This is a genomic window from Methanohalobium evestigatum Z-7303, from assembly GCF_000196655.1.
GTDB lineage: Archaea > Halobacteriota > Methanosarcinia > Methanosarcinales > Methanosarcinaceae > Methanohalobium > Methanohalobium evestigatum.
Genome location: NC_014253.1, coordinates 1,513,561 through 1,538,021 on the forward strand (window position 1 = coordinate 1,513,561; position 24,461 = coordinate 1,538,021).

At 36.0% G+C, this 24,461-nt stretch carries 25 protein-coding genes and 1 pseudogene; 8 read left to right on the forward strand and 18 right to left on the reverse strand.

The features are described 5' to 3' along the window. Positions 1 to 289: 289 nt before the first annotated feature. Entirely contained in the window at positions 290 to 475 is a 186-nt protein-coding gene (locus METEV_RS07530) for an MM0924 family protein (RefSeq protein ID WP_013194927.1), read from the reverse strand. Between the two features lie 261 nt (positions 476 to 736). Here METEV_RS07530 and METEV_RS07535 point away from each other — a divergent pair, with 261 nt between their 5' ends. Continuing rightward, positions 737 to 2,332 (forward strand): glutamate synthase-related protein, encoded by a 1,596-nt coding sequence (locus METEV_RS07535; protein ID WP_013194928.1) that lies wholly within the window; start codon positions 737 to 739, stop codon positions 2,330 to 2,332. A 51-nt stretch (positions 2,333 to 2,383) separates the two neighbouring features. Here the strand turns inward: METEV_RS07535 and METEV_RS07540 are convergent, their stop codons facing one another. The 3 genes from METEV_RS07540 to METEV_RS07550 all read right to left on the reverse strand — a co-directional run bounded on the left by METEV_RS07540 (position 2,384) and on the right by METEV_RS07550 (position 5,618). Continuing rightward, complete coding sequence (locus tag METEV_RS07540; protein ID WP_013194929.1) at positions 2,384 to 2,785, reverse strand: DUF1284 domain-containing protein; 402 nt, start codon at positions 2,783 to 2,785, stop codon at positions 2,384 to 2,386. Positions 2,786 to 2,794: 9 nt separating this feature from the next. After that, positions 2,795 to 3,769, reverse strand: coding sequence for a DUF128 domain-containing protein (locus METEV_RS07545; RefSeq protein WP_013194930.1), 975 nt, complete (start codon positions 3,767 to 3,769; stop codon positions 2,795 to 2,797). 169 nt (positions 3,770 to 3,938) lie between these two features. After that, positions 3,939 to 5,618, reverse strand: a complete 1,680-nt coding sequence (locus METEV_RS07550; protein ID WP_013194931.1) for an ABC1 kinase family protein — start codon at positions 5,616 to 5,618, stop codon at positions 3,939 to 3,941. 203 nt (positions 5,619 to 5,821) lie between these two features. Here METEV_RS07550 and METEV_RS07555 point away from each other — a divergent pair, with 203 nt between their 5' ends. Next, entirely contained in the window at positions 5,822 to 6,088 is a 267-nt protein-coding gene (locus tag METEV_RS07555; RefSeq protein WP_013194932.1) for a DUF3303 domain-containing protein, read from the forward strand. A 92-nt stretch (positions 6,089 to 6,180) separates the two neighbouring features. On the opposite strand, the gene METEV_RS07560 is transcribed toward METEV_RS07555, so the two are convergent. From METEV_RS07560 to METEV_RS07595, 8 genes are all read right to left on the reverse strand, one after another. Then, a complete protein-coding gene (locus tag METEV_RS07560) occupies positions 6,181 to 6,702 on the reverse strand; it encodes a hypothetical protein (protein ID WP_013194933.1) in 522 nt (173 codons plus the stop codon). Positions 6,703 to 6,716: 14 nt separating this feature from the next. Then, entirely contained in the window at positions 6,717 to 7,028 is a 312-nt protein-coding gene (locus tag METEV_RS07565) for a phasin family protein (protein WP_013194934.1), read from the reverse strand. Positions 7,029 to 7,162: 134 nt separating this feature from the next. Continuing rightward, positions 7,163 to 8,881 carry an ATP-binding cassette domain-containing protein gene (locus tag METEV_RS07570; protein ID WP_013194935.1) on the reverse strand — a complete coding sequence of 573 codons (1,719 nt, stop codon included), beginning with the start codon at positions 8,879 to 8,881 and terminating at the stop codon, positions 7,163 to 7,165. A gap of 31 nt (positions 8,882 to 8,912) precedes the next feature. Next, a complete protein-coding gene (locus METEV_RS07575) occupies positions 8,913 to 9,659 on the reverse strand; it encodes a geranylgeranylglyceryl/heptaprenylglyceryl phosphate synthase (protein WP_013194936.1) in 747 nt (248 codons plus the stop codon). Between the two features lie 8 nt (positions 9,660 to 9,667). Next, complete coding sequence (locus METEV_RS07580; RefSeq protein WP_013194937.1) at positions 9,668 to 9,814, reverse strand: 50S ribosomal protein L40e; 147 nt, start codon at positions 9,812 to 9,814, stop codon at positions 9,668 to 9,670. 194 nt (positions 9,815 to 10,008) lie between these two features. Beyond that, positions 10,009 to 11,127 carry an IS200/IS605 family element RNA-guided endonuclease TnpB gene (gene tnpB, locus METEV_RS07585; RefSeq protein WP_049891278.1) on the reverse strand — a complete coding sequence of 373 codons (1,119 nt, stop codon included), beginning with the start codon at positions 11,125 to 11,127 and terminating at the stop codon, positions 10,009 to 10,011. 347 nt (positions 11,128 to 11,474) lie between these two features. Further along, a complete protein-coding gene (locus METEV_RS07590) occupies positions 11,475 to 12,773 on the reverse strand; it encodes an ATP-grasp domain-containing protein (RefSeq protein WP_013194939.1) in 1,299 nt (432 codons plus the stop codon). Between the two features lie 39 nt (positions 12,774 to 12,812). After that, positions 12,813 to 14,054: a metal-dependent hydrolase family protein gene (locus METEV_RS07595; RefSeq protein ID WP_013194940.1), complete on the reverse strand. Its 1,242-nt coding sequence runs from the start codon at positions 14,052 to 14,054 to the stop codon at positions 12,813 to 12,815. Between the two features lie 212 nt (positions 14,055 to 14,266). Between METEV_RS07595 and METEV_RS07600 the strand changes: the two genes are divergently transcribed. The 3 genes from METEV_RS07600 to larA are packed head-to-tail and all read left to right on the forward strand — an operon-like array spanning position 14,267 to position 16,805. Next, positions 14,267 to 14,455, forward strand: a complete 189-nt coding sequence (locus tag METEV_RS07600; protein WP_013194941.1) for a hypothetical protein — start codon at positions 14,267 to 14,269, stop codon at positions 14,453 to 14,455. Positions 14,456 to 14,506: 51 nt separating this feature from the next. After that, complete coding sequence (locus METEV_RS07605) at positions 14,507 to 15,520, forward strand: histone deacetylase family protein (protein ID WP_013194942.1); 1,014 nt, start codon at positions 14,507 to 14,509, stop codon at positions 15,518 to 15,520. Between the two features lie 43 nt (positions 15,521 to 15,563). After that, positions 15,564 to 16,805, forward strand: a complete 1,242-nt coding sequence (gene larA, locus METEV_RS07610) for a nickel-dependent lactate racemase (RefSeq protein WP_013194943.1) — start codon at positions 15,564 to 15,566, stop codon at positions 16,803 to 16,805. A 17-nt stretch (positions 16,806 to 16,822) separates the two neighbouring features. Here larA and METEV_RS07615 read toward each other — a convergent pair whose 3' ends face one another. The 6 genes and pseudogenes from METEV_RS07615 to METEV_RS07635 all read right to left on the reverse strand — a co-directional run bounded on the left by METEV_RS07615 (position 16,823) and on the right by METEV_RS07635 (position 22,321). Continuing rightward, positions 16,823 to 18,418, reverse strand: a complete 1,596-nt coding sequence (locus METEV_RS07615; RefSeq protein WP_013194944.1) for a sodium:solute symporter family protein — start codon at positions 18,416 to 18,418, stop codon at positions 16,823 to 16,825. A 22-nt stretch (positions 18,419 to 18,440) separates the two neighbouring features. Next, positions 18,441 to 18,602 carry a symporter small accessory protein gene (locus METEV_RS12570; protein WP_198008203.1) on the reverse strand — a complete coding sequence of 54 codons (162 nt, stop codon included), beginning with the start codon at positions 18,600 to 18,602 and terminating at the stop codon, positions 18,441 to 18,443. Positions 18,603 to 18,835: 233 nt separating this feature from the next. Beyond that, complete coding sequence (locus METEV_RS07620; RefSeq protein ID WP_013194946.1) at positions 18,836 to 19,696, reverse strand: class I SAM-dependent methyltransferase; 861 nt, start codon at positions 19,694 to 19,696, stop codon at positions 18,836 to 18,838. Positions 19,697 to 19,892: 196 nt separating this feature from the next. Beyond that, positions 19,893 to 21,116: pseudogene (locus METEV_RS07625) on the reverse strand (RNA-guided endonuclease InsQ/TnpB family protein). 177 nt (positions 21,117 to 21,293) lie between these two features. Beyond that, entirely contained in the window at positions 21,294 to 21,785 is a 492-nt protein-coding gene (locus METEV_RS07630) for a metallophosphoesterase (RefSeq protein WP_013194947.1), read from the reverse strand. A 17-nt stretch (positions 21,786 to 21,802) separates the two neighbouring features. Then, a complete protein-coding gene (locus METEV_RS07635) occupies positions 21,803 to 22,321 on the reverse strand; it encodes an O-acetyl-ADP-ribose deacetylase (RefSeq protein WP_013194948.1) in 519 nt (172 codons plus the stop codon). Between the two features lie 243 nt (positions 22,322 to 22,564). Here METEV_RS07635 and METEV_RS12880 point away from each other — a divergent pair, with 243 nt between their 5' ends. The 3 genes from METEV_RS12880 (at position 22,565) to METEV_RS07645 (ending at position 24,458) form a co-directional block, all read left to right on the forward strand. Next, positions 22,565 to 22,762, forward strand: a complete 198-nt coding sequence (locus METEV_RS12880) for a threonyl-tRNA synthetase editing domain-containing protein (protein WP_269634931.1) — start codon at positions 22,565 to 22,567, stop codon at positions 22,760 to 22,762. A 4-nt stretch (positions 22,763 to 22,766) separates the two neighbouring features. Further along, the gene (locus METEV_RS12885; RefSeq protein ID WP_269634932.1) at positions 22,767 to 22,976 is read left to right on the forward strand and encodes a threonyl-tRNA synthetase editing domain-containing protein; all 210 of its coding nucleotides are present in this window, start codon (positions 22,767 to 22,769) and stop codon (positions 22,974 to 22,976) included. A 396-nt stretch (positions 22,977 to 23,372) separates the two neighbouring features. Beyond that, positions 23,373 to 24,458 (forward strand): (Fe-S)-binding protein, encoded by a 1,086-nt coding sequence (locus METEV_RS07645; RefSeq protein WP_013194949.1) that lies wholly within the window; start codon positions 23,373 to 23,375, stop codon positions 24,456 to 24,458. The last annotated feature ends 3 nt before the right edge of the window (positions 24,459 to 24,461 follow it).

Genomic DNA, 24,461 nt, shown 5'->3' on the forward strand with positions numbered 1-24,461 from the left:
AATTAGATTTTAAGGCTATGTGTCAGGGTTATTCATTTGACATTTTTTTGTGCAAATAGTACATGAAACGGAAGCCTAATTCCTTAGAGCAAATGCACAAAAAGTGATTAGTTTGCACAAAAAATATAGGGGTTTTTGGGCAAAGCCTTATGAAATTTATTATATTATATAATATGATAAAAAATAAAAAGGTAACCTATTAACAAATTCAAAAATAAAAAATTAAAAACAATGCTTGAGTAAAGACATTGAAACTAATAAATTAGTAGTTAGTTTTATTCCATTGAATTTACATTCTTTTCCAGATAGCGGTTATTTTTTCAACTTCTATATGGGTGTATTCGTCTTCAACATCCCACTTCAGGCTTAGTACGCCATCATTACATTCAGCAACTGTGCCATGATATGTTTTACCTTCAGCATCAAGTGATACTTTTTTTCCTATATAATATTTAGTTATAAATGCTTCTTCCAATTTTAAACCCCCTATTATTAAATAATTTAGGCAATTAAACTATCATCTTTCATCTTTAATTAATTTATAGAAACAACGTTTCTTAATATTAATACTAAGTAAATCAAATGAACTCGCTAAAAAACAATGGACATTTTAAGCAAAGCCTATTAACAATAAAATTTATATAAGATTACACCCCAGTTAATTGCCGTTTACTGTGTAGATGATAATCGCAGTGATATAAGATAACTATAATTATAAACACACAAAAGGGATTATATGGGAAATCTAAGACAACCAAATGCAAATGAAGCAACAAGAACATTCAACCGTTCTAAAAGTGTAGCACCGATGTCTGGTATATGCACTCGCTGTGTAGACGGATGCCGTGGAAACTGTGAAATTTTTAAATCATCATTTAGAGGGCGAGAAGTACTTTATCCAGGTCCTTTTGGAGAAATAACTGCTGGTGCAGACAAAGATTATCCTGTAGATTATTCACATCTTAACATACAGGGATATGCAGTCGGTGCCCATGGGCTTCCTGAAGGAATGGAAGCAAGCCCTGAAACAGCAAGATTCCCAAATGTTGATACTGAAACTGAATATGGATGGAACAAAAAAGTAAGAATGTCAGTACCGATGTTTACCGGTGCACTTGGTTCCACTGATATAGCAAGAAAGAACTGGGAACACTTTGCTGTAGGTGCTGCAATCTCCGGTATTACCCTCGTATGTGGAGAAAACGTCTGCGGTGTAGACCCTGAACTCAAATTCGATGGTGAAGGAAAAGTCAAAGAATCACCAGAAATGGACCGCAGAATCGAAGCCTATAATAGGTATCATGAAGGCTATGGAGAAATGCTTGTCCAGCTTAACGTGGAAGATACAAACCTTGGTGTTGCAGAATATCTTGCAAGTAAACACAACATGGAAACCATTGAGATAAAATGGGGACAGGGTGCCAAATGTATCGGTGGAGAAATTAAAGTCAAAACACTTGATCGTGCACTTGAACTGAAAAGACGTGGATACATTGTAACACCTGACCCTGAACTGTCATCGGTACAGGAAGCTTATAAAGTCGGTGCAATAAGAGAATTCGAGAGACACTCAAGACTTGGTTTTGTAGATAAAGAAGAATTCCTCGAACAAATAGATTATCTGCATTCCATCGGATTTGACCGTGTAACTCTAAAAACCGGTGCATATTCAATGACCGAAGCCGCAATGGCTATGAAATACGGATCTGAAGCAAAAGTCGACCTTCTTACCTATGATGGTGCACCCGGTGGTACAGGAATGAGTCCATGGCCAATGATGGAAGAATGGGGAATTCCAGCATTCTATTTACAGTCCCTTGTTAATGATTTTGCAGACAAATTGAATAACAAAGGTGAAAAAGTTCCTGACCTTGCAATGGCTGGTGGGTTCTCCAGTGAAGACGGTATCTATAAAGCTCTTGCTATGGGTTCACCATACTTCAAAGCAGTATGCATGGGCCGTGCACTAATGATACCAGGCATGGTAGGCAAGAATATCGGAAACTGGCTTGAAGAAGAAAACCTGCCAAAGACTGTAGCAGAGTACGGTCACAGGATAGATGAAATATTCCCCCACTATGAAGAACTTGAAGAACGCTATGGCGAGAATGAAATGCAGAACATGCCACTTGGTGCACTTGGTATTTATTCCTATGCACAAAAGACCAAAGTCGGTCTGCAACAACTGATGGCAGGTTCAAGAAAATTCAACATCTCAAAACTCGACCGCAAGGACCTCATGGCACTCACCGAAGAATCCGCAAAGGTCTCAGGCATAGATTATGTAATGGACGCATATAGGGATGTTGCAGAACAGATACTGGAAGAATAATCTTCCAGTTACTTTTCTATTCTATGTCTCTTGAAAGGTACCTACTTTTTTTTATTCTATGTCTCTTGAAAGGTACCAGAGACATTTCTCTTTCCAGATACATCCACCACACACTTCATCTGCATCGAGAGTTTTTTGCAGTTTTTTGTTTACAAGTGAAAACGCATATTCTGGTGATATCACCATATGTTCTTCCAAACCAAGTTTATCGATTACCAGTTCATCCATTTTTTTTAAATCTGATGCAGAATTCAATTTACATATTCCGTTTTTGTTGTAAGGGCAGAAAGAACAAATAACATCACAATCTGTTATTATATCTATCAAGGAACCGTGGGAATTCAAACAGTTTATAATATATTTCATGTTCTTTATAAAATCTTGGCTGTATCCATATCCTTGAAAGCCTTGAATACAAAGCAGATGATGTGCTCGAAGTTTTATCGGAAACATCTTGAAAAATTAAAGTTTTGACATGTTACTGTATTCAAGTACTGTAGAAACAGGATACGTAGCCACATCTATTCCAGCTTCCTCAACTGCACAGATAACATTGGTTCCTACATAAACTGGCACACCAGACATACCAAAATCAACTGGAGCTCCGAATACATATTCACCGGATTCACCGGTTCTTATGACACCCCCGATTTCTGAAGCATTAATCCTATTTATAACATCAAGAGCTTTTTCAGAGGCTGATGCAGGTATAGTCCTCATATTGGCAAGTATTTTTCCTGTGCCTGTATCCAGAACATCCAGAACAGATGTTGTTTTTCTGCTCATGAATATCTTAATCGGGTCTATAGAAGTTCCGCTGTATGATATAAGGTCTTGGAAATTAACAGGTTCATTGTTTTTAATATTCAATGTACCGCCATATGCAGGTTCAACAGGAACACCCTGATTTAGTAAAATACCGTCAATTGTTATACTACAAACAGTCGCAATAGCTGTTTTCCCCTCCGGTACATCGATTTTTGAATCAGAATTCTCATCAAATATCTGTATTCTCGGACTTATTGTAATACCATTTGCTGTTACAATTTTAATAATTTCCAGTGCATCCTCAAGGTCATTATTATCAACCAGAGAAATATTTACAATAACATTGCCTTCTTCTGTTTCAGGATCGAAATTCATCCTATACATTAGTTCTTCTATTCTTGTACTTACAAAACTTAAACGGTCACCTATAAGAGCATCCCTGAGTTCCTTTTCCCCCAGTTCTGTAATTACACGTCCCGAATATCCTTCTTTTTTAGTAAATCCCCTTTCGTCCAGTATCCTTAAATGATAGCGAACTGCACGCTCTCCTATTCCATAACCTCTGTTGTTTAATTCATCAGCTATGGATCTTGCACCTACTGGTTTATCACTTTCACTTATGATACGCATTATTTCAATAAGTTTCCTCTCAATCAGTGCATCTGTCATTTTGAAACATCCAGAAAGATTATTCTCCACATCAATATATAACCCAAAGCAATATAAACATACATACAATCTATATTTATAAATTGAAAATATTGGTTAATACACAGTTTTGCCAGTTAATATTTGTATTTATTTTTTTTCTAATTATAGATTTTTACAGTAGACGATATTAAAAACTACCACTTCTGATAATATATATCACAAGTCCCATACCAAATATTCCCGCTATTACAAATCCTGCAAGACCAAGCAACGGAATGCCCCCTATAACCGGACCCATGCCAGTTTGGATTACAAGTGACGAACCGATAATTATTGATGCAATGATAAGACTAAACGACAAACGATTGCTTGCAGCGTTTATCTCTGAGACGACAGGCTCTATCCCTTCATGTTTAAAAACAATCCTTGCTTCACCATCCTGTACAGATGTAAGAATATTTGACATTTGTTTGGGCAATTTGTGAAAAAACCTTCCAAACTCCCAGATGTCTTTAAAAGCTGTTTTTGATAGGTTTTTTGGGCTTAATCTTTCATGCATTAATTTTTTGGCGTAAGGCTCTGCAATCTGTATTATATTAAAACCGGGAGCCATCATAGTCCCAAAACCAGCAATTGTCATCATTCCCTTTATCAACATTGCCAGATTGTTAGGAATTGTAACCCAGTTTCTTCTAAGTACTGCAACGATATCTTCAATCATGGCAGCACCATCAATATGATACATTGGTCTTCCATAATACTTATTCAAAATGTATTCAATATCCAGTGTTAATTTTGATGTGTCTACATCATAACCTACCATACCAAATTCTCTAAGTATTTCGATATACTTTGATGTGTCACGTTCCACAATTGCAATTAGTGTGTCTACAAGACCCTTTCTGATATAATCCGGTAAATAGCCCACCATTCCAAAATCAAGAAGAGCTATTTTCCCGTCCCACATTATAAGAACATTTCCTGAATGAGCGTCAGCATGAAAAACACCGTCTTCAAAGACTTGTTTCATAAATGATTGTCCGCCGTTTTCAGCTATTTTGTACCTGTTAAACCCATATTCATCGATTTTTTCAAAATCATCTCCTTTAATACCCCTGATATATTCTGTTGTAAGCACATATTCGCCACAAAAATCCCAGAATACTTTGTGGACATAGATATTTGGGTCATCTTTTAGGTTATTAGAAAAGCGCTCTATGTTTGTGGCTTCCCTTACATAGTCCATTTCAGCATGAATCGATTTTGAAAATTCATCAACAATGTCGGTAGGTTTGTATAACTCAGCACCTTCTATATGCTGTTCAGCAAAACCAGCAAGACTATACATGATGTCAAGGTCTGATTCTATAACTTTTCTTATACCCGGTCTCTGTACTTTAACCGCAACCTCATCCCCGTTAAGCAGTTTAGCATAATGAACTTGTCCGATAGATGCAGATGCTATAGGTTCTTCTCTAAATTCTGAAAAAAACTCAGAAACATCCTTACCAAGGTCGTTTTTTATAATGCGTTTTACTGATTCAAAATCAAATGGTGGAACATTATCCTGAAGCCTTGCAAATTCATTGGCATATTTTGCAGGTATCAGGTCATGGCGCATACTAAGTATCTGCCCCAGTTTTACATATGTGGGACCGAGTTCTTCAAGAGCCATACGTGCCCTTTCAGGACCGGTTAAATACCGGTATTCTTTTTTTACACTTTTTCCAACTCTTGATTTAAAAGAACCAAACGGTCTAAGACCCATTCGGTCTACTATATGCCCAAATTCATATTTTATGAGGACATCAACGATATCTTTATACCTTTTCAACATTCGGTATTTGCGAAATGTTCCGGGAGCCATATTCTCAGTTATAGTGGTTGGTTAATGTTAGATGATTAATGATTTACAGTTATAAAAATTAATGTTATCTCTTACTACATAAATATCAGGTTATAATGCTTAAGAATAAAAGCCGATAAATAGAAAAAAATATATGCGTTAAAAGTCTAATTAATTATGTAAGTGTTTGTGTTATATAACACAAATATGGGAGAGTGAATTAAATGTTATTTATGGCAATAAGTACATGGAAACCTGAAAATAGAGACGACATTATGGAACATTTTAAAGAATTAAAGGTTCCATCAGGAATTACCATCAAAAACCAGTGGGTTGATTTGACAGGGGGAAGATATTTTATACTCTTTGAAACCGATGATCCAGAATCTTATGGAGCATTCAACCTGCCGTGGAGCGATGTATGTGAAATAGACTGCGTTCCAGTAATGGAATCAGCAGAATTCATGAAACTCATGAACAAACACCAATAATATAATAATGTTTAATGGGTATTAATATACCCTTTATTTATTATTACACTTTAAAATTTTTTGACAATTAAAATTTAAGAACTCTTTTCATATTATTTATTTGGATATAAAGTTACATTTACAGCTGAGTCATTAACCTTCAAAGTAAAATCTCCGGGCGGCAGGGCAGAAGTATCATAACTGAAACTAAAATTACCATCAGAATCTGCTTTTATTTTTTGTAATGCCTGAATATTCAGACGAACACTGGACTCACCCGAATTGGCTTTACCGTGTATTTTTGTATCATAAGTCCCGGGAGGAACATTTGAATCCTCAAAAACCGCTACTCCTGACGAAGATTTTCTTTTCCGGGTAAACCAGAATAATAATTTTACGCTGAATTTGACATTTTCTACATTTTTGGCTGTAACTGTATAACGGTTTGGTGGAGATGGTATATCCACGTTATTAAATATATACTCATACATCCCATCTTTAACAGGTACATCTTTTTCAAAAGAGATTACAATATTTACTTCAGATTTAGGGATATTTTTCCCATTTATTTTTAAAACATCACCTACTACCGGCTGCGATGGGGAAAAATCCCAAGAAGATTCAGCATTTTGCAAATATAAATCCTCTTTTACTTTTTTTCCTTTAATTCTTCCAGTGTGTTTTGAATCTGGTCTATCTTCTCTTCAAGGTTATTGTAATCCTCTTTTGTTGCAATATTGGATTGTTCAAATGTTTCCTGAACCTTTTCAGAAATCTTGTTTTCAATATCTTCCTTCTGCTTCCTTCGTTCAGCAATCATTTCATTTACTAAATTTTTGCCTTCTTCCCTGCTCAATTCCCCTTTCTGTACGAGTTCTTCAACTGTTTCATTTATTTTTTCTTCGGTAAGTGCCCATGCACCAATTCCCATAAGTGCTAATTTTTTCACATTTTCAATCATAAACAAAACCTCCCATAATAAGAAGAAACGTTTTACAATATGTAGTATTTGTATCCCCTATAAAATAATTATTTGTCATCAGGTAAATATGTATCGAAAAATAAACCAAAAAATAAATTATAATTTTGGGATGTTTATTTTGCCAAGTCTTTAATTGACTGATTAAGGTATACAGCATTACTCTGGTTTATAAGATACCGGCAAACTTTATTAGGTTCTCCGTCCATTTCAATACCGCCGTTGTTAACCAGTATAGCCCTATGTGCAACTTCATTTACAAAATCCATATGGTGGCTTACAAGAACAATTGTTGTTCCAAAATTTTTGTTGATTGATTTTAGAGAATTTGTCACATCTCTAAGAGTTATAGGATCAAGGTCACCAAATGGCTCATCAAGCATTAAAATTTCAGGTGAAGTTGACATTGAAAGTGCTATAAAAGCCCTTACATGCTCTCCTCCACTCATCTGATAGGTTGTTTTATCAAGTACATCCATTGATAGGTCAAGAGCATCAAATATCTCTCTGGCGTATGATTCAACATCTTCCTGTTCTATTTCAGGGAACAGTTCATAATAGATATTTTCTGTTACACCAAGTTTTTGTAAAATATCTGATTTTTCATCCTCTGACATATCAGGTAGTTTATAGATAAGGTCAAGCAATTCATCTGAAATACCAAGTTCATCAGCCTTTTTTCTTGCATAGCCGATAGCACCCTCTCTCTTAATTTTGAGTTTAAAAGCTATCTGTTCACGCAGAGTCGAATGAGGAGGAAGGATGAATTCCTGATGCATCAGGCTGATTTTGCGGCGGAGTTCCATGCGCTGTAAACTGTAATGGGAGATATCCACCCAGTCACCATTATGGAGATAACATATTTTACCATTGTCTGGCTCATGCAGACCTTCTATCATTTTTAGCAGTGTGGTTTTACCCGCACCCGATGAGCCTACAAATGCTGTTATTTCACCTTCATTGATATCCAGTGATAGGTTTTTGATGCTTAAGACTTCTCCGACACGTATCAGTGATAATCTTCTGGAAAGATTTTGCACTTTTATACAGGGCTTTTTATTATGGACATCTGAGAGTTCAATACTTGGTTGCAATTTTTTGAGGAAATTTTTGAGCACCTTTTCAGGTTCACCCTCATCAATAATCTTCTGGTTTTCAAGATATATAACACGGTCAGAGAGGTACATATGTATTTCTGGAAGATGTGATATTACAAGAATTGGTATATTCAGGCGGTTTTTCAGGGATTTAATAACATCAAGTATCTCCTGCTTGGTATCGGGTCCGGTCATTGTCACCGGTTCATCAAGGAGTAAAGCTCTGGGTTTTGCCGAGAGCTGTCGGGCAAGTATTAATCTCTGCTTTTCACCGCCACTTAAAAAATTGGATGAATGAAGAGCTTTATTCTCAAGTCCGACAAGTTTTAAATATGACAGCGCAGTGTTATACAACTCTTCATAATACGGAGAATCCTCTGAGGGAAGCGATTCGTCACCAGAGTAAAAAAAGTTTAGCTTTCTGATTATATTTTCGATGGCAGGTCCTGCCCATAATCCAAAAGAACGTTGAAGATGGATAGCAGTATTAAGGTTTAAAAACCTTTTTCCTTCATAACCAGATTCAGGTGTTATTACGTTTCCATCCAAATCGATTATACCGCCATCAAAATTTTCGACACCACGTATAATTCTAAGTAATGTTGTTTTTCCACTACCACTTCTTCCGGTGATTCCAAGGATTTCACCATCATTTACTGCTAAATTTATACCATCAAGGATGCGTTTTTTTTCAGAACCTATCTCATAATCTTTAACAACATTACTCAATCTCAGCATAAGCAAACCTCAAAAACAAAAAAATAAATTTTTATTCATTTTTGATAGCCGAAACAATTTCCTCAATCTTGGCGGCAACATCAGAAGTTTCTTCTACAACTGTTCCGGTAACAATCATATCAGCACCGGCTTTAACACATACTCTTGCAGTTTCAGGGTCACGTATTCCCCCACCTACTATCAGTTTATTATCTCCAAGTACTTTTTTGACAGCTTTTATCATTTCGGGAGAAGCCGGTTCATCAGCCCCTGATCCTGCTTCAAGGTAGGTATAATGCATCCCCAGATATTTGCCCGCCAGTGAATATGATACTGCTATTTCTGGTTTGTTTTTCGGAATTAATTTTGCATCCCCCACCCATCCTACAGTACCACCGGGTTCTATTATAAGATATGCCATAGATATGGATTCAATACCGAATTTATAAACAAGTGGAGCACCCATTGCCTGATTTGTGGTTATATAATTTATATCCCGGGAGTTTAACAGACTCATGAAAAATATTGCATCTGAATAAGCACTTACACCACCCGCATTGGCAGGGAAAAGTATGGTAGGAATACTGGTTTTTTCCCTGATTTTTATCAGGGTCTGGTCCAAAAGTGCTCCACCTGCTTCAATTGAACCACCCACCATGATAGCATCAGACCCACCATTAGCTGCTGCAAATGCTATTTCTGCAGCTTCATCAGGAGACTGGGATGCAGGGTCTATGAGTGTTAAATGAACTGTACCTTGATTTTTTGATATATCATTAAGGTACTTTTCAACCTGCATTGATTAAATCAGCCTCTTGAGTCTTTGGATTTACCACGTAGATGTTTATAGCCGCATTTTCTGCAGCGTTCTGCTTTCGGAGCGTTTCTTGCATTACAATCCATACAGATTGTTTTATTGAGTATCCTCTCTTCCGCTTCTGGAAATCTTGCCATTGTTTTCACCTGATATTAATGATTGTACTTAAATTTAAGTAGGTTATATGGATAGCTACATTTATTTTCAAGCATATAATTGTTTTGGATTTTTGTCATCAACAAACACAAGTGAACTACCACTTGGCTAAAAACCAAGTGGCTTCCTGTTTCATCCTTTTCCCTTATGGGAACAAGTCCACAGGCTCTACCCCTCATCCCAAAGGTGAAATTAGATTCTGTTTATCCAGTGCGAATTTTTTAATGTTAACTGATGCGTTGATGTCCCTATCATGTATCGTTTTACAGTCAGGACATTCCCATTCTCTGTCTTTAAGTTCTAAATCCTGATGATAATATCCACATACATGACAGATTTTGCTTGATGGGTCGAATCGTCCTATCTTGATAATATTTTTACCGTACCATTCTGCTTTATACTCTAATTTCTGTACAAAACTACTCCATGAAGCATCGGTTATATGCTGTGCCAGATTATGATTTCTCAGCAGTCCTTTTACATTCAAACATTCCAGTGCTACAGCTTGGTTCTCGCTTATCAGTTTATTACTTAACTTATGCTGGAAATCTTCTCTCTGATTAGCAATTTTCTCATGATATTTTGCTATTTGATGTTTCAGTTTCTTGTAATTGTTAGAACCTTTCTTTTTTCTGCTGAGCCTTTTCTGTAATACCTTCAATCTTTCAATTGAATTTTTCAGGTATCTTGGATTATCGATTTTTTCACCATCGGATGTGACAGCGAAATCTTTGATTCCTACATCGACTCCTACTGTATTAACTTCGTAGAATGTCTGTTTTTGTGGTAATTGTTTGTCGTCATCGACTAAAATACTGATATAATATTTTCCTGTCGGTGTTCTTGTTATAGTCGCAGTCCTTTGTTTACCATCAAAACTTCTATGGAGCCTTGTTTTTATCCAGCCGATTTTAGGTATGTATACTTTATTATTACCAAAATCGACTTTATAATACTGAGGAACAGAAAACGATTGTACTGGGTTTTTCTTGGATTTAAACTTTGGAAAACCTGATTTTTCTCTGAAAATTTTGGTAAAAGCATTTTCCAGGTTAAGAGTAGCTCCCTGTAATGATTGAGAGTTAATTTCATTCAACCATTCATGATCTTGTTTTAATACCCTTATCTGTTTGTTCAATTCAAATCTTGATATTGCTTTACCATCCTGCTCATAAGATTTGAGTTTGTTCTCCAATGCCCAGTTGTATATGAACCTACAAGCTCCTATATGTTTTGCGATTAACTCCTGTTGGATTTGGTTTGGATACATACGATACTTGTAAGCTTTTAACATACCATAATTATTATGATTTAACATTATTTATATGTTACGTTATATATTGGACGGTATTCAGCCCTGATGCTGAAGACATCAGGGTTTTCTACCTTCCATTATTATAAAACAGGACAACATTAGAGAGAGCTGTAAAAAAATGATTGACATCTTTGGGGGGTTTCATATGGATGCCTTAACAGCTCTCTCTATTCGTACTATAGCATTATCTACTAAAAATTTTCGATATTTATTATTATAGTCGATAACTCAATATTTGTTGCTTATAATTATAATTATACCAACAAAAGATGAAATATATTGCAAATTAATAACAAATAATCTGTGTTCAACTATAGAATAAAATATCAAAAACTTTGTCCTTGCAGAGGGTATTCAGTTTCTTCAATATCCATAAAACGATAATTCAACATCGCTTTGATATCTTCTAATTTATCCATTATTTCCTCTTTGTTGTTACCCGGAATATCAAGTATACAGTACCTGTAACTTTCAGGGTTGTGTTTGTAATCGGATAACTTACCCCCATTTAAAATGAGGTTTCGTATTTCAACTCCTGGATAGATTTTTTTTATCCGGGCTATATTTCTTGCATCCGGTATTTTTGTTACCAGTTTGTCTGAAAATTTGCGTAGTTCAAAATTGTAACACATCGAATATTCAGGAGCAAACTCAGGATAAATATCAGGTTCATCTCCAGATGCCAGATCACAGATTAAATGGAGTGGATCAAATCCTTTGACAGTTTCAATGGTTTTTGCAAACTGGAAAGCAATACGTGCATTAACTTCGATAATAGATACATTACCGGTTTTTTCATCAATTTTTAATTCTACATTGATGAAAGTGTTGTCAAGTTTTAGATTCTTTGCCAGTTTATCAATCATATTATAGATTTTTTGTTCTGTTTCAGGCGAAACCTGATAAGGAAACTCATGATGGGAAAAACTTATTTTATCATCAAAAAAAGCTGCTTTTGTAAGCGCAAAAACATGTGCTTTCTGGTTGTACACATAACAATCAGCAGTTACCTGTGTACCAAAAATTAGTTCTTCACATAAAAACTTGTTACATGTATACAGGTTTTCAGGATTATCATAACTTGACAATGATAGTGAGTCCACATAATACTGGTTGTAATCCTTGATATACTCTCCAAAATCATTAATTAATTGCTGTAGGTCTTTGGTAGTATCAATTTTTTGAGCCGCAAATGATACATTGGATCGTACAGGTTTGGCAAATGCCGGTAAAGATTTTTCCAAATTGCTGAGATACTCTTCATCCAAACAAAAGTTAGGAATGTATTCAGGGACAATTTTTTCCTGTAATTGCCGTGATATATATTTGTTCTGACAGTTAACTACACCTTCTACAGAAATACCAGGCATACCTGTATGTTCACATATAACCGATGCAAAAACTGCAGATGAATCATGGGTTCCCACCACTCCGTCATACATATCAGGATTATTGTTGATTTGCTGGATGATGTCTTTTAGAGCGTTTGTGACACCTCTCCCAAGAATATCTTCTGTGGTTTCTATACTAATCTGATAGTTATCAGTATGGTTGAAGCTTTCCATAATCAGATGGATATCACTTTGCTCACATATTATGAGTATTTTCTTTTTATTGTCAGTCAATAACTTTACCCCATATTGTTTTTAATTTATATGAAAATATTATATGTTCCATTCACACAAACACTTTTGTGGATTACCTTCCTTAAAAGTCATAATGATATTTTGAGTTTCCAGAAGGCAGGATATATCTTCCATTGGATTTTTATTAAGGATTACACAATCTGCGGATTTCCCAACTTCAAGTGTCCCTGTAACATCACCCAGACCAATAGCCTCTGCAGCTGTACGGGTTGATGCAATAATAGCTTGTTCAGGTGTCATCAGGTTTTCTCTAACATATCTAACAAGTTCCATACTATTGTTTCCATGATAATTGAATGGTGTACCGGCATCAGTACCCATAATAACCTTTACCCCTATTTCCAACGCCTTGCGAATAACATTTTTACGCATCTGGGCTACTTCTTCAGCCTTTTCACGCATAAAATCTGGAATCAAAGCTTCATTTTCCTTTCGTACCATGAAATAATTTGATGACAGAGTAGATACTAAATATACATTGTTATTTTTCATCATCTTCAGCGTTTGTTCATCCGCCAGTGTTCCATGTTCAATCGTTCTGACACCTGCTTTAATAGCGTTTTTAATACCCTCTGAACCATGTGCATGGGCTGCTGTATATATACCCAGTTTTAAACCCTCATCTACAACTGCACTTATTTCTTCGACATCAAGCTGTGGTGCACCTGGTATCCCTCCGGGATTCATTATTGCTCCTGTTGCCATGACTTTAAGAAAATCTACACCTTCTTTAAGTTGCTCACGTGCAGCTTTTCGGTTTTCATCCACCCCATCCGCTTCGCGATACATACCGGAAAAATACTCACTTCCAGCAGATTGCATACAGATTATTTTACCACTTGTCAATATACGTGGACCTGCAATAAGCCCATCTTCGACAGCCTTTTTTACAGCAATATCTATATAATTTACAGAACCCACGTTTCTGACTGTAGTAAACCCTGAATTTACAGTCTTTTCCATATCTATAGCTGCACGAATAGCCCTGTATTTATCATCCAGAAGGTTTTCCTGATAAGTATCTGGAAAACCATGTAAATCCAGATGAACATGGGTATCTATAAGACCCGGTATTATAAATTGACCAGATACATCATAAAACAATGATTCATCATCTATTTTTATATCACAATCTTTTTGTGAACCAATATATACAATTTCATCATCCTGAAATACCAACAAAGCATCAGTATGAAAACCATTATCTGTCCCATCAAAGATAGTAGCACCTTTTAGAACAGTTTGCACAGAATTCTCCATATTATCCAAACCCTTATCTCATCAAAGTTAAAACGCAGAAAATATAATCGATATCAATTTTAGAAACAGTATCATAAATTATTCAATTCAATATCTGCAGTATATAAAACCACTATACACAAATTAACTTTTCGGTAGGAAATTTTTTAGGTTATATAATAAAAAGGACAAGTTTTTTATTAGCTTTTTATTATTTACAATTTGGTGTTTTAATGGGTACTGTACAAACAGGTATGTTATTTTTTATGATTGCATTTGCTATATTGTTCGGGCTATTAATGCTTAACAATATTCCCTCTATGGAAAATCAGGTTTTGTTACCTAATCTGGCAGGTTTGCTTGTTGTTGCCGGTTTCATTATTGCTGGAATATATAACCTGTTTACTGGAAAATATTCCTGAACATAATGGGAAAATTAAAATCTACAAAATTCATAACAATTATACACTACTATGACATCCATCATATACCATCCGGATTATCTCAAACACAATACTGGCAACCACCCTGAATCATCCATACGTCTCAGCCATGCTGTAGAGTATCTGGAAAAGCAAGATGTTTTTAAAAACCATCCTTTAGTAGAACCTAATACCGCTGAAATATCCCAGATTCAAACTATCCACACACCAGATTATATTAAAAAAGTTGAATATCATTGCAACAATGAAATACCTCTTGACCCTGATACTGTTGTATCAAAGGATTCATATCGTGCAGCTCTTCTTGCTGCCGGTGGGTCTATCAGAGCAGTAAATGAAACATATACCAATAATTCCGCTTTTGCACTGGTACGACCTCCCGGACATCACGCTGAATCCGATAGAGCAAAAGGGTTCTGTCTTTTTAATAATATAGCCATTGCTGCAAAATATGCTCAATCACAGGGAATGAAACGTGTTCTTATAATCGACTGGGACGTCCATCACGGAAACGGTACCCAGCATTCATTTTATTCAGATTCCACTGTAATGTATATGTCTACTCACCGCTATCCATGGTTTCCGGGTACCGGATGGATGGATGAAACCGGATCTGGAGAAGGTGAAGGATACAACATCAACGTTCCATTATTTGCCGGTTCAACCGATGACGAGTATGCCTATGTTTTTGATAAAATATTTATGCCTGTAGCATTGCAGTTTCAGCCCGACATAATTATGGTATCTGCAGGGATGGATGCACAGGAAAATGATATGCTTGGCGGCATGAAGTTAACTTCTGAAGGATTTGCTACACTGGCAGGATATATCAAAAGAATTGCCGACCTTACCTGCAAACAGTTTATATTGGTATTGGAAGGCGGATATCAACATGAAAAACTGGCTGAATCTATCTATCAGGTTATAACGGCTATAAATTCTGAGCCTCATTTAATAGAAATTCAGAAAAACAATGTTTCAGAAAATGTATTAAAAAGGGTGGACGAGGTTATCGGGATACAAAGGCAATGGTGGAATATTTAAAAATCAAAAAATAATATATAGCATTAATCTCCTCTTTTTCTGCATGAGTTCGATAAAACTGCCGTATGGGCACGACAGTTTAACTCTGGATATACCAGACAAAAATTTATCACGTGTCATAGTTCCAGAAGAACCGGAAATTACAGAAGATGAATCATCTTTAATGCAAAAAGCTCTGGAAAATCCGGTAAAAAGTAAACGACTTTCAGAGATTGTAGATGATGAATCAACCGTAGCAGTGCTTGTAAGCGATACTACTCGTCCTGCTCCTACATCAAAGATGTTACCACCCCTTTTAAATGAACTGTATCGCGGAGGAATCAAGGATGAAAATATAACAATTGTATTTGGTCTTGGTCTCCACCGCAATCAGACTGAAGAAGAAATGGAAAAGCTTGTGGGTTCAGACATATACAATCGTGTCAGATGTATCGAGCATGACAGAGAACGCTGCAGACATATTGGTGATACAAGCAACGGAACTCCGGTAGAGATTTTTGAAGAAGTGCTTGATTCTGATATGATTGTCTGCACCGGTAATATAGAATTTCATTATTATGCCGGATATAGTGGCGGTGGAAAAGCAATCCTTCCAGCAGTAAGTTCTGAAAAAACCGTCATGACAAACCACGAAATGATGAGAGATGACAAGGCTACCACCGGTGTGATAGAAAGCCCTGTAAGAACCGATATAGAGGAAGCTGCACAGATGGTAGGGGCTGACTTTTTGTTTAATGTTGTATTAAGCAGTCAAAAAGATATAATTTATGCGACCGCTGGTGACGTGATTGAAGCCCATAGAAAGGGTGTAAAATATCTTGACAGCATTTATAAGGTTAAAGTCGAACCATCGGATATAGTAGTGGTAAGCCCCGGTGGATATCCAAAAGACCTGAATCTTTATCAGGCAGTTAAAGGTCTCGAAAATGCAAAAAATGCAGCTGTTGAAGGCGGCTCGATAATCCTTTCAGCTAAATGTCAGGAATGTCTCGGAAATGCTGTATTTGAAAAATGGACAAGAGAACTTGAAACTCCTGAAGAAACCATTGAAAAATTCAACTGTTCGTTTGAACTTGGTGGTCATAAAGCTGCAAATATTGCTAAAATGGCAAAAAAGTTCAATCTTTATCTGGTGTCCAATATGCCGGAAGAAGATGCTAAAAATGCGTTCTTCAAACCGGCAAAAAGCATACAGGAAACACTGGACAATATACTGGCAGAAAACCCCGATGCCAGTATACAGGTTATGCCTTATGGAGTTTTAACACTGCCAATGAACCAGTAATTTCCTGTTTTTATTTCTCATTTTATTTTGTTGAAACACTTTTTCAAATGTTTGTTTGAGGGTGGTTTTGTTTTAAGGCTTACAACTACTGCTGTTATCAAAGAAATTGGTGTTGCTACCAATATCGGATCGACTACTGTCCATACACCAGATAGCAGAGTAGCATTTCCAAACAGTGCCTGACTTATACCGAGCGGAACTGCTTCTTTTTCATGAACAAATATAAGCCAGGAAAGACTGGAGAAAGTACCGATTATAAGGCTTGATATAGCCCCCTCTTTTGTCATACCCTTCCAGAAAAGTGCACCCATATACATTGGCAAAAAAGCTGCAGTACACAGACCCATAAATATAGCCGTTGCTCTTGCAATAATACTTATTGGAAGCACATAGGCAAGCACTACACTTACAACAATGGTAACCGCAATACCTATTTTTGTAACAACATCTGAAGTGGTTTTTCCTTTACCTTTCTTGAGGAATTCTTTATAAAAATCGTGACCTATAGAAGTACCCATTATATGGAACTGTGAACTTAAAGTAGACATTGCCGCTGATAACAGTGTCAGCATGAACAATACTACAAAAAGGTCAGGCATTGCAGAGTTGATGTATTCCGGCATTATTAGGTCGGTATTACCATTTGCAACCTCAAGTGCAATCTTTCCAAAGTTATCAAAGAAGTAAACATTGGAAAGAGAACCAACAATATATGCCACTCCTGCCATCATCAGTATAAAAGGACCACCTACAAGAACTGCCTTGTTCAGAGAACTGCTGCTTCTTACCGTCATGAACCTGACTGCAAGTTGTGGTTGTGCAAGAACGCCTATCCCTACACCGAGTATAAAAGTGGATACAACCGTCCACCATATTTGGGAACCTAATTCAGGCATAGCAGTCCAACCCATGTGTCCGCTGGCAACCAACTTTTCAGGCACAAGATATGCCATATTAGTTAGTGCCTGATGAGCTTCAGTAACACCACCAAGTTTTATGTAGGTAAAAATAAGCAGTAGACCCATACCGATAAACATAAGGGTACCCTGAAGAGCATCGGTATACATTACCGCAATTAAACCCCCTGTTATAACATATGCTGCAATAATAATAGCCAGTATTAAAACAGCAACATCGTAGTTAATTGAGAGAGCAGTTTCAACAAACCTTGCTCCACCAATCAGTACTATACCGGCATAAAGTGGCATGAATATACCGACCAGTGCTCCTGAAAATCCCTGAATAAAACGTGACTGGAAGCGTTTACCAAGAAATTCAGGAAATGTTACAGCATCTAAGTTAACACCCATCCTGCGGGTGCGTGAACCAAACACAACAAATGCGATAAATATTCCAAAAACTATATTCATAAAAGTAAGCCACAAAAGACCCATTCCATAGGCACCAGCTGCTCCACCGAAACCTACTATAGCGGATGTGCTTATAAATGTAGCTCCATAGGACAGCGCAAGAATATAGGGGTTTATTTTTCGACCAGCCACCATATAATCTTCAGTTTCATTCGTCCGTCTGTATCCCAGTAATCCCAAATAAAATATTACTATTAGATAAATCAGTACAACTACTGCCAGAACAGGGGTACTTACAGCCATTTTTAAACTCCTTTAACTACTATTAATCTTCCTCTTTATTCCAATTAAAAATACCGTAGATAACACATCCAATAGCACTCAGAAATGAAAGAATATAAGCCAACAATATATACGGATCTTCAATCCCCAGCATAGTTCTTGCTCCTTTTTCTATTAATGATTGGTGTGTGGTAGCATGTGACACGCATTCTTTAATCTTTCGAAAATATAAACCTTGAATAACACAAATTTATTCCAAAGTATTACCAAAACTTATTTAGATAAGGTAGACCAATAATTACAGAGTGTTACTTAAAAAAACAAAAGTAACACTAAAACCGCAATTCCAGTTACTTATTTTAAAAAGTCCCTCTGGAGTAGAAATATCAGCCATGAAGGACGCAATTGTTGTTTGCGTCCTCTCAATAGTTTAAATGATTATTTTAATGTTGCAAAAGTAACCAGTGCGTTACCTATTTTTTCGATATTTGTAGAAAAACCAGCGTTTTCGAAGTGATTTTTCCAGTTCTCTTCTGTTATTTCAGGTCCATGATGGTGTCCAAATGGATCAGTTGTGATTAAATGACCGCCTCCGCTTAAAACTCTTTTTATTTCCTCAAGACCTGCAGGAATATCATCCAGATGATGCAGCATAAAGAAACAAGTCACTGTATCCACTGCATCATTTTCAAATGGCAGGTCGTAGATATCACCGGTTTTAAAATTCACATTTGAAATTTCCAGAATCTCTGAATTCATCTTACACTGGTTTATCAAATTTTCCTCGATTTCTATACCATAAACACTGGAATCTGGGTTTTGTTCTGCTATATCCATCGTGATAGAACCCACTCCACATCCAATGTCAAGTATATAATTCCCGTCTATATTAGGAAGTATCTGACCAAGAACTTTTGTCCGTAATTCTTTCATTGCTGGGTGTGGATAAGTAGCATTTAATGAATCAAAAGAGGTGTATGGCAAAACCTCATAAACGTTTGAATTATTTTCTGCAAACAGGCCCTTTACATATACACCATTATCATCGGATTTTAAAAATTCCACAACAGAAACACCGATATCACCGGTAAACCTCAGGTTCCATTCTTCCTGCTTTTCTGAAAATTTAAAATCAAAAGAATCATGGACTACTATAAAATGAGAATACCTGTTATCAAATTTTGATTGCAAGTTATTATAAGATTCTATTTTACTAATACTGTCCTTCCACAATGTGAGAATATGCAGAGATTTTTCATCTGCATAATTTGAAACTGTACCTATTGGATTATAAGACATATCTGGTACATAGAATCAGTGCTATAAATATCTTGCAATTAACAGAGTTAACCCGCAAAATTCTAAATTCTGACTGTTACAATAGGTTAGTCAGTGAACTACCGCTGAGCTAAAGACTCAGCGGCTTCGGAAGAAATTTACCTTGAAAGCCTTACTCTTTAAATCAAAGATTTAAAGATATTTGTAAATTTTCAATTTACAAAGTTCTTCCCGGGGAGTTCACATCCCCACTATCGGTTATCCCTGCGAGGGAATCACCGATTACCTTTCTTAAGATATTCAGTGCACCGTTGATATCGGCGTTAATCAGTCTACCTGTAGATGACTGGAAGATTCCTCTTTTATGTCACTTACCGAGATATTTCTTATGTTTCCTGATAGGTTCTAAAGCCAGTGCATCAACCTTGCTAGTGTAAGCTTCATTCAATTCATGGTAGTTTATACCGTGGTACTCGCATTTTGAAACTAATTTTTGTTTAAATCTAGCAAATGGTATCGTCTGGAAGTTCTGGTTATTTTTCTTGCCGATATTCTGTTCCTGTTTGATTTCTTTCATCTCTCCAATCACGATGTTGCCGATTCTATTTTCCAGACAGTGTTTAACGATATGATTAACGCACTGGTTCATGAAATCGTTTATCTTCCAGAACCTTTTATTAGAGAATCTATCCAGCTTGATTCCATCATTTACATCCTGTTTATCGTAGACTGACTGCAACCTGCTCTTCTCCTTGTTCCACCAACGGTTATAAGATTTGATAACCCTGCCGTCTAATATGAATGCAGTCCCACTGGTCGTCACGCAGGTTGCAAAATTGTCTACTCCAAGATCTATCGATAGATGGCTATTATAATCAAGTTCAGCAATCTCCCCGTCTTCATGATATACGTATTCTATCTCGAACCATCTACCTTTGTATTTCGGTACGATCCTGACCTGATTGATGTATTGACCTATTATATTGTCAGGTATCTTGAAATACAAGAATCTGGTTCCATATGTTCTACCATATTCAGGACCCAATGATAGTCTGATTTTATCGTCGATAACCTTCAGTTGATATTTCTTGAATGTACAGATGAAGTTTCCGTCTTTATCCAGATACTTTGGAAGTGAAACTGGTTTTTCATATTCTCCTTTTATTTTCTTATCCAGAAGTTTGAAGAACGATTTCATACTGCCATCTACAGTTTCCACAGTATTCTGGGCTACCTGAGATGGCATTAATCTGTAATTTTCGTTCTCTTTGACCGTATGATAAGCGGTATTCTTATTAAGGTATTTGCCATAGTTGAAGAAGTACTGTCTAATCGTATACAATGTAAAATTGTACAGGTTCTTGGACAGTTTGGTCAACCTCTTCAAGGTCTCATACGTCTGTTTATCAGTACGGAGATGGTTCTTCTGGGTTAAATACATTCATCATACAATCATTTAGCAAAATACTTATCTTTTTTTGACTATTTATCATACCACGATGCTAAAGACATCGTGGTTTTCTTCATCTTTATAAAAAATGTGTATAAAAAAATCCAGAACAATATGCCATATCCAGACCAGCTTATCGAAATACTTGAAAGGGGGTACTAAAAAATATCAGATTTCTACAAACTCTACATCCAAAGTATCTGTATCAAGAAGTGCTATTGACCTGTTGCCGGTAAGAACGCCGGCAGATTCTCCAGGATTTATAATCAATGTCCCTTTAATGTATTCTGTCCCTCTGTTATGGGTGTGACCACGAACAACTACATCATAATCTCCAGAACCGGCAATCGCTTTTACCATTGAATTATTGACACCATGTACCAAAGCTATATGCCGATCTTCAATTGTCAGGTCTCCAAAATCACCACAGTTTTCAGCTCCTATCTCATCAAACCATTTTTTAATGGTCAAAATGTCGCCGTCATTGTTACCGAAAACATAATACAGTTTCGATTCAAGGTTTTTCAGTGCTTTACCAGTAAAAGGAGATACAATATCACCGGCATGTAATATAGAATTCACTTTCTTTTCATTAAATACGGATACTGCTTTATATATCGCATCCATATTGTCATGGGAATCCGACATTATACCTATCATAATATACCTCTTTTGTTTTATGTTAATTCAGACAAAGCTTTTTGGTAATGTTCATAATCCTTTTCACTGAAGCAGACAAGGATTACTTTTTCCATGGTTGAATCATTTTCAAGAAAATCAATTATCTGTTTTATTGCAATCCTTGAAGCCCTTTCAACTGGAAATCCATAAACTCCTGTACTTATAGCAGGGAAAGCTATGGTCTTTATATTGTACTGTTTAGCTAAGGTCAGTGAATTTATATAGCATTTTGCAAGCAGTTCATCTTCATGGTGGCCGCCACCTTTCCACACTGGTCCAACAGTATGGATAACCCAGTTAGCAGGAAGTTTGTAGGCGTTTGTTATTTTTGCCTCACCTGTCTCACATCCACCAAGGTTTTTGCATTCTTCAAGTAACTGTGGTCCTGCAGCACGATGGATAGCACCGTCAACACCTCCCCCTCCATGAAGCGATTTATTTGCAGCATTTACAACAGCATCTACATTCTGTTTCGTGATGTCACCCTGTATTATTTCAATCCTGTCCAGTTTCATCTAAAACTCCTTTATACAAGTTATGGATAAAAAGGATTTAAGTTCTGAAAAGATATATTTATTTATTGACTGATAATTTTTTTCTATTTTTTAATCGAAAAGATTGGTAGTTACAGATTACCATATATTTCTATGCTAAAAATAATACTAATACATAACTATAACAAATTTTAGAATAAACAAGTATACCGATGTTTATAAAGTAAACTTATTACAGATTTATACTTCATAGGCGGTTATATCATGAAAATGCTACTATTTGATACCGAAAAATTTTGGTATGACACTTACAGCAAAACTCTTGAAAATGTAGAAGATATAGAAAAAGAAGAAGAAATAGGTGATACTGCCGTGGTTTTTATTCATGCAGAAATGGAAGATGAGAATAGAAAAAACAAGGTGTTAAAAAAAGCTCTAAAAAAATATCAAGTGGTATCTTAATAAAGTGGATAAAGAAAAAATTGTTTTGCATTCATTTGCACATCTGTCTTCAAGCGTTTCATCTCCCGAATTTGCAGAAGAAATCATATTTGATATTGAAGAAAAACTGAAAGATAAAGAGATTGAGGTTCATACTACTCCTTTTGGATACTTTTCTGAATTTTCGATCCATGTGAATGGGGAATCCATCGCAAAAACATTTAAAGAAATTTAAAATAAAAAAATAACGTATTTTAAAGTCCAGAGTGAAAAAATGAAAATCATAGAAAGTGGAATGCCTGATGTAACTCTTAAATCATGATATTACGGGATTGTTCTTGGTTAGGGTTTCTACACTACCAATCCACGATTGATTTATAGTATTTTGTTTATTCTTGCAGGAAAAAATTGAGAGTTTATTAGTTATAATATAAAAGTAAATAACTTTTATTATAATCATTAAAATGTGCCTAATATATAGGTATTAACACGTTGACAAACAAACTCTGTTGATAAGTTTAAGTCGTTTCATTGGGCTGTTGGGTTTATTATATATAAATTCAGAATAAATAGGTTAATTCCTATAAACCTTTTTTACTACATATTATATAATTAACATTCGGGTAACAATATGAGAGATTACAAACAGGCAGTTGATTCATGTATAGACTGCAAAAAGTGCTGGGACGTATGCCCGGTTACAAAAGTTAAAGGTGAAGAATATACACCACAGGGAAAGATACAATTACTATCGAAAGTAGAATCTGGTGAAACTCTTGAAAAAGCGGAATTTGATAATATTTACCTATCTACAAGATGCGGTGCATGTGATGATGTCTGCCCTGTAAACATACCAATAAAAGATATTATACAGTATGAGAGGTATTTACTCGCGGAGCAGAATAGGGAACCAGAGAAAACAAAAGGCATTGTAAATAATATACTGGTGCATAACAATCCTGGTGGAAAGGATAACTCAAAAAGGTTTGACTGGATTACAGATGATTTAAAATTATCAGATGATTCAGAAATAGGTTACATGGCTGGATGCTGGATTTCATATGCTCAACCAGAAATCGCCCGCTCTACAATCCGGGTATTAAATTCAGCAGGCATCGAACCAAGAATATTAAAAGATGAAAAATGCTGCGGGATATTCCTCGTTGATAACGGGCATTTTGATGAGATGAAATCTCATGCTAAAAATTATGTTGATTATATCGAATCACTCGAAATTAAAAAATTAATTGTATCCTGTCCCGGTTGTTACAAAACTTTAAATGAAAGCTACCCTCAACTGTATAGAGACCTTAATTTTGAAGTTGTCCCATCCATAGAATTGTTTGACCTGCTTATTAAAGAAGGTAAACTCCAAACAAAAGACCTGAATTTATCTGTTGCCTTAAAGGACTCATGTCATCTAAAAAATAATATCGATACACCACGAAACATTCTCAACAACATGGGAGTTGAAGTAATTGAAATATTTGATAGGGATGTTGTATGCTGTGGTGCACCTGCTGGGTTAAAACCAAATTTTCCTGAAACATCCTCTAACATCGCCGGGCTGTCACTGAGAAAATCAAATGATGTATCAGATTTGATGGTTGCGTACTGTCCGTTCTGCATCTATCATATGAACAGCGTCAACAATTACAATCTTCAGATAAAAGATATATCCCAGCTTCTTGAAGATAGTATTCAAAAAAATAAATGAAAG